This window comes from Nocardioides maradonensis, assembly GCF_054777115.1.
Genome location: NZ_BAAHAZ010000015.1, coordinates 67975 through 81808, shown reverse-complemented (window position 1 = coordinate 81808; position 13834 = coordinate 67975). Strand labels below are relative to the sequence as shown.

The 13834-nt window shown below is 72.7% G+C and carries 15 protein-coding genes; 12 read left to right on the top strand and 3 right to left on the bottom strand.

Annotated elements, in window-relative coordinates; translation table 11 throughout:
• Nucleotides 1-37: 37 nt before the first annotated feature.
• From ACYVAQ_RS17530 to ACYVAQ_RS17500, 7 genes are all read left to right on the top strand, one after another.
• Entirely contained in the window at nt 38-1393 is a 1356-nt protein-coding gene (locus tag ACYVAQ_RS17530) for a replication-associated recombination protein A (protein WP_460791714.1), read from the top strand.
• A gap of 180 nt (nt 1394-1573) precedes the next feature.
• Complete coding sequence (locus tag ACYVAQ_RS17525) at nt 1574-2098, top strand: hypothetical protein (RefSeq protein ID WP_460791713.1); 525 nt, start codon at nt 1574-1576, stop codon at nt 2096-2098.
• Nucleotides 2099-2105: 7 nt separating this feature from the next.
• Nucleotides 2106-2393, top strand: a complete 288-nt coding sequence (locus ACYVAQ_RS17520; RefSeq protein ID WP_460791712.1) for a DUF6167 family protein — start codon at nt 2106-2108, stop codon at nt 2391-2393.
• Entirely contained in the window at nt 2390-5074 is a 2685-nt protein-coding gene (gene alaS, locus ACYVAQ_RS17515; protein ID WP_460791711.1) for an alanine--tRNA ligase, read from the top strand. Before ACYVAQ_RS17520 ends, alaS begins: the two co-directional genes overlap by 4 nt.
• A 154-nt stretch (nt 5075-5228) precedes the next feature.
• Complete coding sequence (gene ruvX, locus ACYVAQ_RS17510; RefSeq protein ID WP_460791710.1) at nt 5229-5699, top strand: Holliday junction resolvase RuvX; 471 nt, start codon at nt 5229-5231, stop codon at nt 5697-5699.
• Nucleotides 5692-6825, top strand: a complete 1134-nt coding sequence (gene mltG, locus ACYVAQ_RS17505) for an endolytic transglycosylase MltG (RefSeq protein WP_460791709.1) — start codon at nt 5692-5694, stop codon at nt 6823-6825. Before ruvX ends, mltG begins: the two co-directional genes overlap by 8 nt.
• Nucleotides 6825-7640: a shikimate dehydrogenase gene (locus tag ACYVAQ_RS17500; RefSeq protein ID WP_460791708.1), complete on the top strand. Its 816-nt coding sequence runs from the start codon at nt 6825-6827 to the stop codon at nt 7638-7640. Before mltG ends, ACYVAQ_RS17500 begins: the two co-directional genes overlap by 1 nt.
• A 10-nt stretch (nt 7641-7650) precedes the next feature.
• Here ACYVAQ_RS17500 and ACYVAQ_RS17495 read toward each other — a convergent pair whose 3' ends face one another.
• Complete coding sequence (locus tag ACYVAQ_RS17495; RefSeq protein ID WP_460791707.1) at nt 7651-8382, bottom strand: SDR family NAD(P)-dependent oxidoreductase; 732 nt, start codon at nt 8380-8382, stop codon at nt 7651-7653.
• Between the two features lie 74 nt (nt 8383-8456).
• Here ACYVAQ_RS17495 and ACYVAQ_RS17490 point away from each other — a divergent pair, with 74 nt between their 5' ends.
• Genes ACYVAQ_RS17490 through ACYVAQ_RS17480 form a run of 3 tightly spaced genes read left to right on the top strand, consistent with a single transcriptional unit; the run spans nt 8457 to nt 10909 of the window.
• Entirely contained in the window at nt 8457-9197 is a 741-nt protein-coding gene (locus tag ACYVAQ_RS17490) for a prepilin peptidase (protein ID WP_460791706.1), read from the top strand.
• 21 nt (nt 9198-9218) lie between these two features.
• Nucleotides 9219-10397, top strand: coding sequence for a chorismate synthase (gene aroC, locus ACYVAQ_RS17485; protein WP_460791705.1), 1179 nt, complete (start codon nt 9219-9221; stop codon nt 10395-10397).
• A complete protein-coding gene (locus tag ACYVAQ_RS17480) occupies nt 10394-10909 on the top strand; it encodes a shikimate kinase (RefSeq protein WP_460791704.1) in 516 nt (171 codons plus the stop codon). Before aroC ends, ACYVAQ_RS17480 begins: the two co-directional genes overlap by 4 nt.
• Before the next feature lie 26 nt (nt 10910-10935).
• Here the strand turns inward: ACYVAQ_RS17480 and ACYVAQ_RS17475 are convergent, their stop codons facing one another.
• Nucleotides 10936-11709, bottom strand: a complete 774-nt coding sequence (locus tag ACYVAQ_RS17475) for a hypothetical protein (protein ID WP_460791703.1) — start codon at nt 11707-11709, stop codon at nt 10936-10938.
• Nucleotides 11706-12215 carry a SigE family RNA polymerase sigma factor gene (locus ACYVAQ_RS17470; protein ID WP_460791701.1) on the bottom strand — a complete coding sequence of 170 codons (510 nt, stop codon included), beginning with the start codon at nt 12213-12215 and terminating at the stop codon, nt 11706-11708. The genes ACYVAQ_RS17475 and ACYVAQ_RS17470 overlap by 4 nt, the downstream gene beginning before the upstream one ends.
• A 51-nt stretch (nt 12216-12266) precedes the next feature.
• On the opposite strand from ACYVAQ_RS17470, the gene aroB reads away from it, so the two are divergent.
• Nucleotides 12267-13367, top strand: a complete 1101-nt coding sequence (aroB, locus tag ACYVAQ_RS17465) for a 3-dehydroquinate synthase (protein WP_460791699.1) — start codon at nt 12267-12269, stop codon at nt 13365-13367.
• On the top strand, nt 13364-13795 hold the full coding sequence (locus ACYVAQ_RS17460; RefSeq protein WP_460791698.1) for a type II 3-dehydroquinate dehydratase: 432 nt from the start codon (nt 13364-13366) through the stop codon (nt 13793-13795). The genes aroB and ACYVAQ_RS17460 overlap by 4 nt, the downstream gene beginning before the upstream one ends.
• Nucleotides 13796-13834: the final 39 nt, after the last annotated feature.

The window sequence follows — 13834 nt, the reverse complement described above, 5'->3', positions numbered from 1 at the left end:
GTCGGGGAGGTCGGAGGCACGGCCTAGGCTCGCCGTCATGGAGGGTCTGTTCGACATCGCCGGGAGCACGCCGACGGGTGGGTCGCTCAGCGACGCGACCCACGCCGCGGCGCCCCTGGCGGTGCGGATGCGCCCCCGGACGCTGGACGAGCTCGTCGGCCAGCCGCAGCTGAAGGCGCCGGGCTCGCCGCTGCGCCAGCTCGTCGAGGACGACCGGGCGCTGTCCCTGCTGCTCTGGGGACCGCCCGGCACCGGCAAGACCACGATCGCCTCGATCATCAGCCACCAGACCGGTCGCCGGTTCGTCGAGATCTCCGCGGTCGCGGCCGGGGTGAAGGAGGTCCGCGAGGCGATCGAGGCCGCGCGCCTCGAGCTGATGGCCGGTGGGCGGCAGACGGTGCTCTTCGTCGACGAGGTGCACCGGTTCAGCAAGGCGCAGCAGGACGCCCTGCTCCCCGGCGTCGAGAACCGCTGGGTGACCCTCGTCGCCGCGACGACGGAGAACCCGAGCTTCAGCGTCATCTCGCCGCTGCTCTCGCGCAGCCTGCTGCTGCGCCTGGAGTCGCTGACCGACGACGACATCGCGGCCGTGCTCGACCGGGCCGTCGCCGACGAGCGGGGGCTCGGCGCTGCGGTCACCCTGTCCGACGACGCGCGCGACCACATCGTGCGGCTGGCCGGGGGAGACGCCCGCCGCTCGCTCACCTACCTGGAGGCGGCGGCCGGCGCCGCGGTCTCGACAGGCTCACCCACTCCGCTGATCACCGTCGAGGTCGCCGAGGCCGCGGCCGACCAGGCCGCCGTGCGCTACGACCGCGACGGCGACCAGCACTACGACGTCATCAGCGCCTTCATCAAGTCGATCCGCGGCAGCGACTCCGACGCGGCGCTGCACTACCTGGCGCGGATGCTGGAGGCGGGCGAGGACCCGCGGTTCATCGCCCGTCGGCTGATCATCAGCGCCAGCGAGGACATCGGGCTGGCCGACCCGACCGCGCTCCCGACCGCGGTCGCCGCGGCCCAGGCGGTCCAGCTGATCGGCATGCCGGAGGCTCGGATCACCCTCGGCCACGCCACCGTCGCGCTCGCGGTCGCGCCGAAGTCCAATGCGGCGTACGTCGGGATCGGCGAGGCCATCGCCGACGTACGCGCCGGGAAGATCGGGGCGGTGCCCGCCCACCTGCGCGACGCCCACTACGCGGGTGCGGCGAAGCTCGGGCACGGGCAGGGCTACGTCTACAGCCACGACGAGCCCTTCGGCATCGCCGAGCAGCAGTACCTGCCCGACGTGCTCGTGGACGCCGCCTACTACCGCCCGACCGAGCTCGGGAACGAGGCCGCGGTCAAGCAGCGGTGGGAGCGGATCCGGGCGATCATCAGGGGCCACCGGTAAGGGCATGGCTGCTTGACCGGCGCCTGCTGCGCGACCCCCGGCACGCACGTCGGCTGCGTTGTCGTCAGTCGCGAGGCCTCCGGCATCGCTCCCTCCTCCGCCTTGCCGCCGCACGCACCGGAGGCCGCTCGCGACGCCGCCGCTCAAGCAGCCATGCCCCGACCACTAGGCTTGCCTCCCGTGATCCCGCTTCTCCTGCTGGTCGTCGCCGTGCTGGTCGGTGCCGTCGTCTGGCTCACCGGCCAGCTGCGCTCCGCCCGCGCCGAGCGCGATGCCGCCGACGCGAGGCTCGCGGACGCGGCGGACAGCGCGGAGGCGCTGCGGGTCCAGCTGACCGAGCTGGAGGAGGAGCTGAGGGCGCAGTCCGTCGCCGCGCAGCGCCTGGTGACCTCGGACCGCGCGCCGGTCATCGTCGACGACCGCGAGTTCGTGATCACCGACCTGGGCCGCGAGCGCGCCCTGGTCCCGGGCATCCCGCCGGTCCCGCTGCCGTTCGTCGACACCCTGCTCCGCGAGAGCCTGGTCCGTACGGCGTCGCTGGCGGCCGGGCTGCGGCACGCGCTCGCCCCGGAGGTCCGCAACCGGATCCGGTTCGAGATGAAGCGGGAGGTCAAGCGCTCGCGCAAGCAGCGCCGGGCCGACCTGCGCCAGGCCCGTCGGGAGTTCGAGGCGCGCCAGCGTGCGGGGATCGAGCTCACCGGATGAGGTCGCAGTGAGGCGCGGGATCTGGTTCGGCGCCGGCGTGGCCGCCGGCGTGTACGGCATGGTCCGGGCACGCCGGGTCGCCGAGGCCTTCACGGCCGACGGCATCGGCGACCGGGTGAAGGCCGCCACGCTGGGGGCCCGCATGTTCCGCGAGGAGGTCGCGCAGGGCGTGGCCGACTCGGAGACCGACCTCCGCCGCCGATTCGGCCTGCCGTCCCCGGAGCCTGGGACGCCCGCCCTCGAGGCACCCCCGACCGCCCAGCCCGCACAGAACGACCCGAAGGAAATCCGATGACCGGCTACCTGAGCAGCGCGGAGATCCGGCGCCGCTTCCTCGCGCACTTCGAGGAGAACGGGCACACCGTCGTACCCTCCGCGTCGCTGCTGCTCGACGACCCGAACCTGCTGTTCGTCAACGCCGGCATGGTGCCCTTCAAGCCGTACTTCCTCGGTCAGGAGACGCCGCCGTACCCGCGCGCGACCAGCGTCCAGAAGTGCGTGCGGACCCTCGACATCGAGGAGGTCGGCAAGACCACCCGGCACGGCACGTTCTTCCAGATGAATGGCAACTTCTCCTTCGGCGACTACTTCAAGGAAGGCGCCATCGGCTACGCCTGGGATCTCATCACGAAGTCGCAGGACGACGGCGGTCTCGGCTTCCCCGAGGACAAGATCTGGGTCACCATCCTCCCCGAGGACACCGAGGCACGTGACTACTGGCTGAAGGTGGGCGTCCCGGCCGACCGCATCCAGCCGCGCGGCCTGAAGGACAACTACTGGAACATGGGCATCCCCGGTCCGGGCGGCCCGTGCAGCGAGATCTACATCGACCGCGGCCCGGAGTACGGCCCCGACGGCGGCCCGGACGCCGACGAGGACCGGTTCCTGGAGATCTGGAACCTCGTCTTCATGCAGGACGAGCTCTCGCGGGTCCGGGCGAAGGACGACTTCGACATCGCCGGACCGCTCCCGAGCAAGAACATCGACACCGGCATGGGCCTGGAGCGGGTCGCGTACCTGCTGCAGGGCAAGCACAACATGTACGAGATCGACACCGTCTTCCCGGTGATCGAGCAGGCCGAGGCGCTCAGCGGCAAGAAGTACGGCGCCGACGCGACCGACGACGTCCGCTTCCGCGTGGTCGCCGACCACGTGCGCTCCGGGCTGATGCTCATCAACGACGGCGTGACGCCGGGCAACGAGGGTCGCGGCTACGTCCTGCGTCGCCTGCTCCGGCGGGCGGTGCGCAACATGCGCCTGCTCGGGTACGCCGACCCGGCGCTGCCCGAGCTGATGCCGGTCTCCCGCGACAAGATGGGTGAGACCTACCCCGAGCTGTTCACCGAGTGGGACCGGATCGCGCGGGTGGCCTTCGCCGAGGAGGAGGCGTTCCGCAAGACCCTCCAGGCCGGCACCCAGATCTTCGACCTCGCCGCCGGCGAGGTGAAGGCCTCCGGGGCCACCACGATCTCCGGCGACAAGGCGTTCGCCCTCCACGACACCTACGGCTTCCCGATCGACCTGACCCTGGAGATGGCGGCGGAGGCCGACCTCGCCGTCGACGAGCCGGGCTTCCGGCAGCTGATGGCCGAGCAGCGCGAGCGGGCGAAGGCCGACGCGCGCGCCAAGAAGGGCCAGCACGCGGACACCACCGTCTACCGGGGCATCCTGGACGCCAACGGCCCGACCGAGTGGCTCGCCTACGAGACGCTCGAGACCGAGTCGAAGGTGCTCGCCGCGCTCAAGGAGGGTGCGCCGGTCGACGTGCTCCGCGAGGGTGAGATCGGCGAGCTCGTGCTCGACCGCACCCCGTTCTACGCCGAGTCCGGCGGCCAGGTGGCCGACGCCGGCGTGATCGAGTACGCCGGGGCCAAGCTCGAGGTGATCGACGTGCAGCGGCCGGTGCGTGGCCTCGTCGTGCACCAGGTCCGCGTCGTCGACGGCGAGCTGCCGGCTCAGGCCAGCGGCCTGCACGCGAAGGTCGACCCGGAGTGGCGCATCGGCGCCCGCCAGGCGCACTCGGGCACGCACGTCGTGCACGCGGCGCTGCGCGAGGTGCTCGGCCCCACCGCCCTGCAGTCCGGCTCCTACAACCGGCCCGGCTACCTCCGCCTCGACTTCGGCTGGACCCAGGCGCTGACGCCGGGTCAGCTGACCGAGCTCGAGGAGGTGTCGAACAACGCCCTGCGCGCCGACCTGCCGGTCGGGTGGCAGTACATGACGCTCGCCGAGGCCAAGGACTGGGGGGCGATCGCCCTCTTCGGCGAGACCTACGACGACACCAAGGTGCGCGTGGTCGAGATCGGCGGCCCCTGGTCGCGCGAGCTCTGCGGCGGCACCCACGTCGACCACTCCAGCCAGATCGGGACGATCGTCGTCACCGGTGAGGCGTCCGTCGGCTCCGGCAACCGCCGGATCGAGGCGTTCACCGGCGTGGAGGGCTTCCGCTACCTCGCGCGCGAGCGGGACGTGGTCGGCCAGCTGACCAGCCTGCTCAAGACCCAGCCCGGCGACCTCGTCGGCCGCGTCGAGGACCTCGTCGAGCGGCTCCGGCAGAGCGAGAAGGAGATCGAGAAGATCCGACTCGCCCAGCTGCTGGCCGGCGGCGCAGGCCTGGCCGACGCCGCGGTCGACGTGAACGGCGTACGGCTCGTCGCGCAGCGGCTCGACGGAGCCGGCGGCGGTGACGTCCGCACGCTCGCCACCGACGTCCGGGCGCGGCTGCAGGGCGACGCCCCGGCCGCGGTCGTGCTGATCGGCGCGGCCGACGGCAAGGCGGCGATCGTGGCGGCGCTCAACGACGCGGCCCAGGCCCGCGGGCTCTCGGCCGGCGAGCTGGTGCGGGTCGCGAGCCCGTTCCTCGACGGCAAGGGCGGCGGCAAGGCCGACATGGCCCAGGGCGGCGGCAGCGACGTGTCCCGCATCGACGAGGCGCTCGCGGCGGTCACCGCGGCGGTCGCCGGAGCCTCGGCATGACTCCCGGTCGAGCGCCTACTGCGCGACGCCCGGCATCCGCGTCGCCTGCGTTGCCGTCGCTCGACGTGCGATCCAGCATGCCCTCGCTCCGCCGCCTTGGCGACGCGGCGCCGAACGCCGCTCGCTACGGCGCCCGACCGGGAGACATGCCGTAGTGCGCTTCGGCGTACGGCTGGGCGTCGATCCGGGGGAGGCCCGGATCGGCGTCGCGCGCAGCGATCCCAGCGGCACGCTGGCCACCCCCGTCGAGACGGTACGCCGGGGGAAGGGCGACCTGCGCCGGCTGGTGCGGCTCGTGGCCGACGAGGGCGCGATCGAGGTGCTCGTCGGGCTACCGCGCTCGCTGAACGGCCGCGAGACCGCCTCGACCGAGAAGGCCCGCGACCTCGCGGTGCGTCTCGCCGCGCGGATCGCTCCGGTGCCGGTGCGCCTGGTCGACGAGCGCCTCACCACCGTGAGCGCGGAGGCTATGCTGCGCGATCAACGCAAGGGCGCCGATCGGCGGGCCGTGATCGACCAGGCCGCGGCGATGGTGATCCTGCAGCACGCGCTCGACAGCGAGCGCGCCACCGGCAACCCGCCAGGGGAGCTGGTCGTCACCGAGCCCGAGGAGTCCGATGAGTGATCCGACCGGAGTTCCCGGGTTCCACGGAAGCGAGGTGCCGACGCCGAGCGGCGGCCACCGTGCCCAGCGCCCGCGTCGCTCCGTGCCCGCGCTCGTCCCGCTCGTGGTGGTCGTGCTCGTCCTCGGTGGCGCTGTGTACGCCGGCGGCAGCTGGCTCAAGGACCGGCTGGCGGGCGCGCCCGACTACCCGGGCCCCGGCACCGGCCAGGTCACCTTCACCATCGCCAAGGACGAGTCGATCCGGGAGATGGGCAACGCGCTCAAGCAGCTCGACGTCGTCAAGTCGTCCGACGCCTTCGTCTCGGCGGCGTCGAAGAACCCCCAGGCGACGGGGATCCAACCCGGCAGCTACCTGCTGAAGAAGCAGATGAAGGCCTCCGACGCCGTGGCGGTGCTCGTCGACCCGGCCAACCTCGACCAGAGCATCGTGACGATCCCGGAGGGCACGCGCACGGCCACGGTGATCGAGCTCGTCGCGTCCCACTCGAAGATCTCGCGGGCCGCCATGAGGAAGGCCCTGGAGAAGCCGGGCAAGCTCGGGCTCCCGTCGTACGCGCACGGAGACCCGGAGGGCTACCTGTTCCCGGCGACGTACACGATCTCGCCGAAGGAGACGGCGACCCAGCTGCTCACGGCGATGATCGCGAAGTTCAAGCAGGAGGCTGCCGCCATCGACCTGGTCGGAGCGGCCAAGGCCGTCAACCTCGACCCGGGCCAGGCCGTGGTCGTGGCGAGCATGCTCGAGTACGAGGCGAGCCGCGGCCAGGACTACCCGAAGGTCGCGCGGGCCATCTACAACCGGCTCAGGATCGGGATGCCCCTGCAGTCCGACGCCACGGTCTCCTACGCGAACGGCCTCACCGGACAGGTGTGGACCACCGCCGCGGAGCGGGCCGTGCAGTCGGCGTACAACACCTACACGCACAAGGGGCTCCCGCCGGGCGCGATCGGCAACCCGGGCCTGGAGACGATCAAGGCCGCGCTGCACCCGGCGAAGGGCCCGTGGCTCTACTGGGTCGTGGTGAACCTGCGCACCGGCGAGACGGTGTTCTCGACGACGTACGCGCAGCACCAGGCCGCGACCCAGCAGCTGCGTCAGTACTGCAAGACCTCCGACGCCTGCTGATGCGCTGCGCGGTCATCGGCGACCCCATCGCCCACTCGCTGTCTCCCGTCCTGCACCGGGCCGGGTACGACGCGCTCGGCCTGGCCGGCTGGGAGTACGACGCCGTCCGGGTCCCCGCCGGTGGCCTCGCCGCCTTCCTCGAGGCCGTCGGTGACGACGTCCGGGGGCTGTCGGTCACGGCGCCCCTCAAGCGCGAGGCTCTCGCCGCCGCCGACGGGGTGACCGAGCGGGCGCGGCTGGCCGGCGGCGCGAACACGCTGGTCCGCGACGACATCCGGTGGGCCGCGGACAACACCGACCTCCCCGGAGCGGTGGCCGCGATCCGGGAGCGGTTCTCCGGCCCGCTGCACGAAGGAGTGGTGCTCGGCGGGGGAGCGACGGCCGCGAGCACGGGGCTCGCGCTGATCGAGCTCGGGGTGGAGCGACTCTCGCTGGCGGTTCGCGACCCCGGGCGGGCCGCGGAGACGATCAGCGCGCTGATGGCTCACCCGGCGGGACCGCGCGTGGACGTGATCCACCTGACCGACGCCCGTGCGTCCGACATCGTCGTGTCGACCATCCCGGTCGCGGCCCAGTCGCCCGAGCTGGTCGCGCGGATGGCCGGGACACCGGTGCTCTTCGAGGTCACCTACAACACCTGGCCCACCCCGCTCGCGGCAGCGGCCGCCGAGGCCGGCGACGTCGTGGTCTCCGGCCTCGACCTCCTGGTCCACCAGGCGGTGCTGCAGTTCGGGATGTTCACGACCGCGCCCGGGCCGCTCGAGGCGATGCGCGCGGCCGGCGAGGCCGCGCTCGCGGCGCGTCAGGCGCGCTGACCCACCAGGCTCACCAGACCACGCCGCGATCCACCACGAGGTTCGCCCCGGTCACCGACGCGGCGGCGTCGGAGGCCAGGTGCAGCAGGTTCTCGGCGACCTCGATCGGTGGCATGAAGCCGGGCATCACCGACATGCTGCGTCCGACCAGGTTCCAGTCGGCGTCCTCGGGCAGGCCGGCGGCCGCGGCCGCGATCAGGGGCGTGTCGATGCCACCGGGGGAGACGCAGTTGACCCGGACGCCGTGCGTGCCCAGCTCGATCGAGAGCGCTCGCATCCCCAGCACCAGTGCGGCCTTCGAGGCGCAGTACGGCGCGTTGTAGGGCTGCGCCATCACCCCGGAGATCGAGGCGACGGAGACCACGTTCCCCTTGCTGGCGATGAGCGCATCGGCGAAGTCCTGGGTCAGCATCAGTGGCGCGAGCGCGTTCACGTCGAAGTGGCGGCGCAGGTCGGCGGCCGTGATCGAGCCGAGCGCGGCGAACCGCTGCACCCCCGCCACGTTGCACAGCACGTCCAGCCCGCACTGCTCGGCCAGGACGTCGGCGACGAAGGCGCTGCGCTGGGCGTCGTCGGCCAGGTCGCAGGTCACGACCCCGTCGGCGGGGACGACGTCGGTGGCGACAACGGACGCGCCCTCGGCACGGAACAGGTCGGCGACCACGCGGCCGAGACCGCCGGCGGCGCCGGTGACGACGATCCGACGGTCGGTGAAGCGCTGGCTGCGGGCGGGTGTCTCCATGACCCAAGAGTAGAACATGTTCTAGTGCGGCCGGGCGCGTCTCGGGGGCGGAGCGGGACGATAGGTTGCCGACCATGGAGTGGCACCTCGTCCCGGCGGCCGCGTGCGCTGCGATCGGTGCCGCCGGCGGCCTGCTGGTGCCACGGATCATCGGCTCCACCCCCGAGCCGGAGCCGGACCCCGACGAGAAGCCGGGCGAGTACCCCGACAAGGTCCCGTACGCCGACCTGGCCGCCCGCCCGCGCCTCGTGGTCGGTTCGGTGCTGGCCGGTGGTCTCGCCGGAGCCGCGCTCGGCCTCGTCCTCGGCTGGAGCTGGGCGCTGCCCTGGCTGCTGTTCCTGCTGCCGGTCGGCACCGCCCTGGCGGTCATCGACTACGTGACCTGGTACCTGCCCTCGCGCATCATCCGGCCGGCGTACGTCGTGGTGGGGGTGCTCGTGCTCGTCGCGAGCGCCGCCCGACCCGACTGGCGCTACGCGGCCGCGGCTGCGATCGGCTTCGTGCTGATCGGGGGCTACTACGGGCTGATGCGGCTGATCAGCCCGCGGATGATGGCGGGCGGCGACGTACGCCTCGGTGCGCTGCTGGGCCTGGCCCTCGGCCCCTTCGGCCTGATGACGCTGCTGCTCTCGGTGCTGCTGGCGGCCGTCTCCATGCTCGTCGCGCTGCCCGTGCTTCGGTTGCTCGGCAACACCGTGAAGCGGGAGGAGGGCGTGCTCGGTGGTCTGGGCAAGCGGCACCTGCCCTTCGGCCCGTTCCTGGTCGTCGGTGCGCTGCTGGCCGTGCTGCTCGGACAGGTCCTCGTCCTCAGGTGAGCCCATGGGAGGATTGCTCCCATGTTGCGCTGGTTGACCGCAGGGGAGTCGCACGGCCCCTCTCTGGTCGCGATCCTCGAGGGGCTGCCTGCCCACGTCGAGGTCACGACCTCTGACATCGCCGACTCGCTCGCCCGCCGCCGCCTGGGCTACGGCCGCGGCGCGCGGATGAAGTTCGAGCAGGACGAGGTCACGATCACCGGCGGCGTCCGGCACGGGGAGACCCAGGGCGGTCCGGTCGCGATCCAGATCGGCAACACCGAGTGGCCGCGCTGGGAGAAGGTCATGGCGGCCGACCCGGTCGACGCCGACGAGCTCGCCGCGATGGCGCGCAACGCGCCGCTGACCCGGCCGCGTCCCGGTCACGCCGACCTGGCCGGCATGCAGAAGTACGACTTCGAGGACGCCCGCCCGCTGCTCGAGCGCGCCTCCGCCCGCGAGACCGCGGCCCGCGTCGCGCTCGGCCGCGTGGCCAGCAACTTCCTCGAGCAGGCGACCGGCGCCCGCATCGTCTCCCACGTCCTCGAGATCGGCGGCGTCCGTACGCCGAGCACCGACCTGCCGACGCCCGACGACGTCGCGCGCCTCGACGCGGACCCGGTCCGCTGCCTCGACCCCGACGGCTCGAAGCTGATGGTCGAGCGCATCGACCTGGCTCACAAGGAGGGCGACACGCTCGGCGGTGTCGTCGAGGTCGTCGTCTACGGGCTGCCGCCGGGCCTCGGGTCGCACGTCCACTGGGACCGCCGCCTCGACGCCCGCCTCGCCGGCGCGCTGATGGGCATCCAGGCGATCAAGGGTGTCGAGGTCGGCGACGGCTTCGAGCTCGCGGCCACCCCGGGCAGCCAGGCGCACGACGAGATCGTCAAGGAGGACGGCGTGATCCGGCGTACCTCCGGACGGTCCGGCGGCACCGAGGGCGGCATGACGACCGGCGAGGTGCTGCGCGTCCGCGCGGCCATGAAGCCGATCGCGACCGTCCCGCGCGCGCTGCGCACGATCGACGTCGCCACTGGCGAGGAGGCCGTCGCGCACCACCAGCGCTCCGACGTCTGCGCCGTCCCCGCGGCCGGCATCGTCGCCGAGGCGATGGTCGCGCTCGTGCTCGCCGACGCCGTCACCGAGAAGTTCGGCGGCGACTCGATCGGCGAGACGCGCCGCAACGTGCAGTCCTACCTCGACAACCTGCGCTACCGGTGACCGCTCCGCGCGTGGTCCTCGTGGGCCCGATGGGTGCCGGCAAGACCACGGTGGCCCGCATCCTCGGCCGCCGCTGGGACGTCGCGATCCGCGACACCGACGCCGACGTCGAGCGGCTGGCCGGCAAGACCGTCCAGGACATGTTCGTCGAGGACGGCGAGGTTGCGTTCCGTGCGCTGGAGGCGTCGGCCGTCGCCACCGCCCTGACCGAGCACGACGGTGTGCTGAGCCTCGGCGGTGGGGCGGTGCTCGACCCGACCACCCGTGAGCGCCTCGACGGCCACACCGTCGTGTTCCTCCGGGTCGGCCTTGCGGATGCCGTGAAGCGGGTCGGCCTCGCCGAGAGCCGGCCGATCCTCAACCAGGCCGTGGGCGGCGTACGCACCCGGATCAAGTCGCTGCTCGACGAGCGCACCCCGATCTACGAGTCGGTCGCGACGATCACCGTCGACACCGACGGCCGCACCCCCGACGACGTCGCCGGCGAGATCATCGCACGGCTGGGTGGCTAGGCCGGACCGATCCGCCCCGTCGCGGCTCAGCCGTGGCTGAGCTGCGCGTCGGGGGTGACGGTGATGCCGTCCGCGAACTCGCGGAGCTGGGCGTCGGTGAGGCCGAACGTCGGCCAGACCTGGATGACGACGCGCACGTCGCCGGAGGTGTAGCGGAAGTACGTCGCGCCTTCGCCGTTCCGGCTGATCGTGCCGGCGGACCCGTCGACGTCGATCGTGGTGCCCACGGTGTCCGGTGCGCTCGTGGTGGAGCTCCCGGGGCAGGGGTCGTGGATCAGCCTCTGCCCGGTCACGCGGATGACGCCGGTCGATCCGTTCGGGCACCGGTAGTGGAGCGTCCCGCCGTGGTGACGGGAGACACGGACTCGCTCCCGGTACGACCACTGCGGTCCGGACGCGGGCGGTGGTGAGGCCTGCTCGACCGTGACCACGATCTTGTCCCGGAAGTCGTCCAGCGAGCTGGTGTCACCGGGGAGGGCGACGTCGAGGGTGCCGGCCTGCACGCCCTGCAGCACGTAGCCGGCCGGGATCTCGTCCACCGTGAACCCGGGCTGCTGGGCACCGGTGTAGTCGACGAGCCGGACTCCGCCGGCCGGGGCGTCCGAGTGCGAGCCGGTGACCACGACGGCCGTCGTCACGCCGCCGATGCCGAGGGCGAAAGCGCTCGTCGTCGCGATGCGGACCGAGCGGCGTCGGGCGGCGGCGCGCCGGCCGCGTCGCAGGTCTGCGGCGAGGGTCGGTTCGTCGGTGGGGGCGCTGGTGACGCGCAGCGCGGCGAGTCGGTCGTGGAGGTCGGTCATCGGTGGTTCCTCTCGGGAGTGGTGGCGAGAAGGTCGCGCAGCTTGTCGAGTCCGCGCGCGGTCTGGCTCTTGACGTTGCCGGTCGAGCACCCGAGTGCCCGCGCGGTCTCCTCGACCGAGAGGTCCTCGACGTGCCGCAGCACGACGGCCGCGCGCATCCGGGGAGGCAGCTCGAGGAGTGCGCCGCTGAGCTCGGGGTCGATGGCGTCGCCGGCGTCGGGTGCCGGCGACGTCGCGTGGGCCGGCATCGTGACGGCCGACTGCTCCCGGCGTACCCAAGGACGCCGGCGGTGGTCGACGAAGCAGTTGACGAGCACGCGGCGGGCGTAGCCACCCGTGTTTGTCTGGCGGGCACGGGGCCAGGCGAGGTAGAGCTTGGTGAGCATCGTCTGCACCAGGTCCTCGGCGAGGTGGTGGTCGCCGGTCAGGTGCCGTGCGGTGGCGAGGAGCTCAGCACGGTGGCCCCGCACGAAGTCCTCGTACTCGGCCTCGTGCGTGCGTCTCACAGCCCTACAACGGCTGAGGGGGCCTCCGAGGTTGCATCTAGGCTCGGGCCCATGAGTGGGAGCGTGCTGCACGTGGGCGGAGCGTCGCCGTACGACGTCGTGATCGGGCGCGGTATCGCCGGTCGCCTGCCCGGCATCCTCGGTGACAGCGTCCAGCGCGTCGCCTTCCTGTACGCCGCCGAGCTGGCCGAGCTCGCCGAGCCGGTCCTGGGCGTCCTGCGGGCCGAGTACGACGTGCTCGCGCTGGGCCTGCCGAGCGGTGAGCAGGCGAAGACGGCCGACGTGGTCGCCGAGTGCTGGGACGCGCTGGGGGAGTCGGGCTTCACCCGCTCCGACGCGGTCGTCACCTTCGGCGGTGGCGCGACCACCGACGTCGGCGGCTTCGTGGCGGCCTCCTGGCTGCGCGGGGTGAGGGTCGTGCACGTGCCGACCACGCTGCTCGCGATGGTCGACGCGGCGGTCGGCGGCAAGACCGGCATCAACACGCCCGCGGGCAAGAACCTGGTCGGGGCGTTCCACGAGCCCGCCGGTGTGCTGGTCGACCTCGACACGCTGCTCACCCTGCCGCGCGAGGAGCTCGTCGCCGGGATGGGCGAGGTCGTCAAGTGCGGCTTCATCGCCGACCCCGAGATCCTGCGCCTGGTCGAGGCCGACCCGGTCGTGGCGACCGACCCGCGGGGTGACGTCCTGCCCGAGCTGGTGCGGCGCGCCATCCAGGTCAAGATCGACGTGGTCGTCGCCGACCTCAAGGAGACCGGTGGCGCCGACGGGCACCCCGGGCGCGAGGTCCTCAACTACGGCCACACGATGGCGCACGCGATCGAGCGGGCCGAGGGCTTCACCATGCGCCACGGCGAGGCGGTCGCGATCGGCTGCTGCTACGTGGCCGAGCTGGCCCGGCGTACCGGCCACATCGACGACGCCCTCGCGGCTCGGCACGCCGCCGCGTTCGGCAGCGTCGGGCTGCCCACCACCTACGACAACGCCGACTTCGACACCCTCCTCGCCGGGATGCGGGTCGACAAGAAGTCCCGCGGCAACACGTTGCGGTTCGTGGTGCTCGACGAGCTCGCGAAGCCGGTCGTCCTCGCCGGCCCCGCCGAGGACGACCTGCGGGCGGCGTACGACGTGATGACGGGATCGACCCGATGACCAAGGTGCTGGTCCTCAACGGACCCAACCTCGGCCGGCTCGGCAAGCGGCAGCCGGAGATCTACGGCTCGACGACGTACGCCGAGCTGGCCCGCCTGTGCGTGCAGTGGGGCGCGGACCTCGGGCTCGAGGTCGAGGTGCGCCAGACCAACCACGAGGGCGAGCTGCTCGACTGGCTCAACGCCGCGGCCGACGACGGCAACCCGGTCGTCCTCAACGCGGCCGCCTGGACCCACTACTCGCTCGCGATCTACGACGCGTGCGCCCAGCTGACCGCGCCGCTCGTCGAGGTCCACATCTCCGAGCCCAAGCAGCGGCCCGAGGAGTTCCGGCACACGTCGTACGTCGAGCCGCACGCCGCGACGACGATCAGCGGGCAGGGCATCGACGGCTACCGCCAAGCGCTGGAGGTCCTCGCGCGCTCGTGACGGTTTGAAGTCCTCCCGGCAGCGGTATCGCTGCTTCCG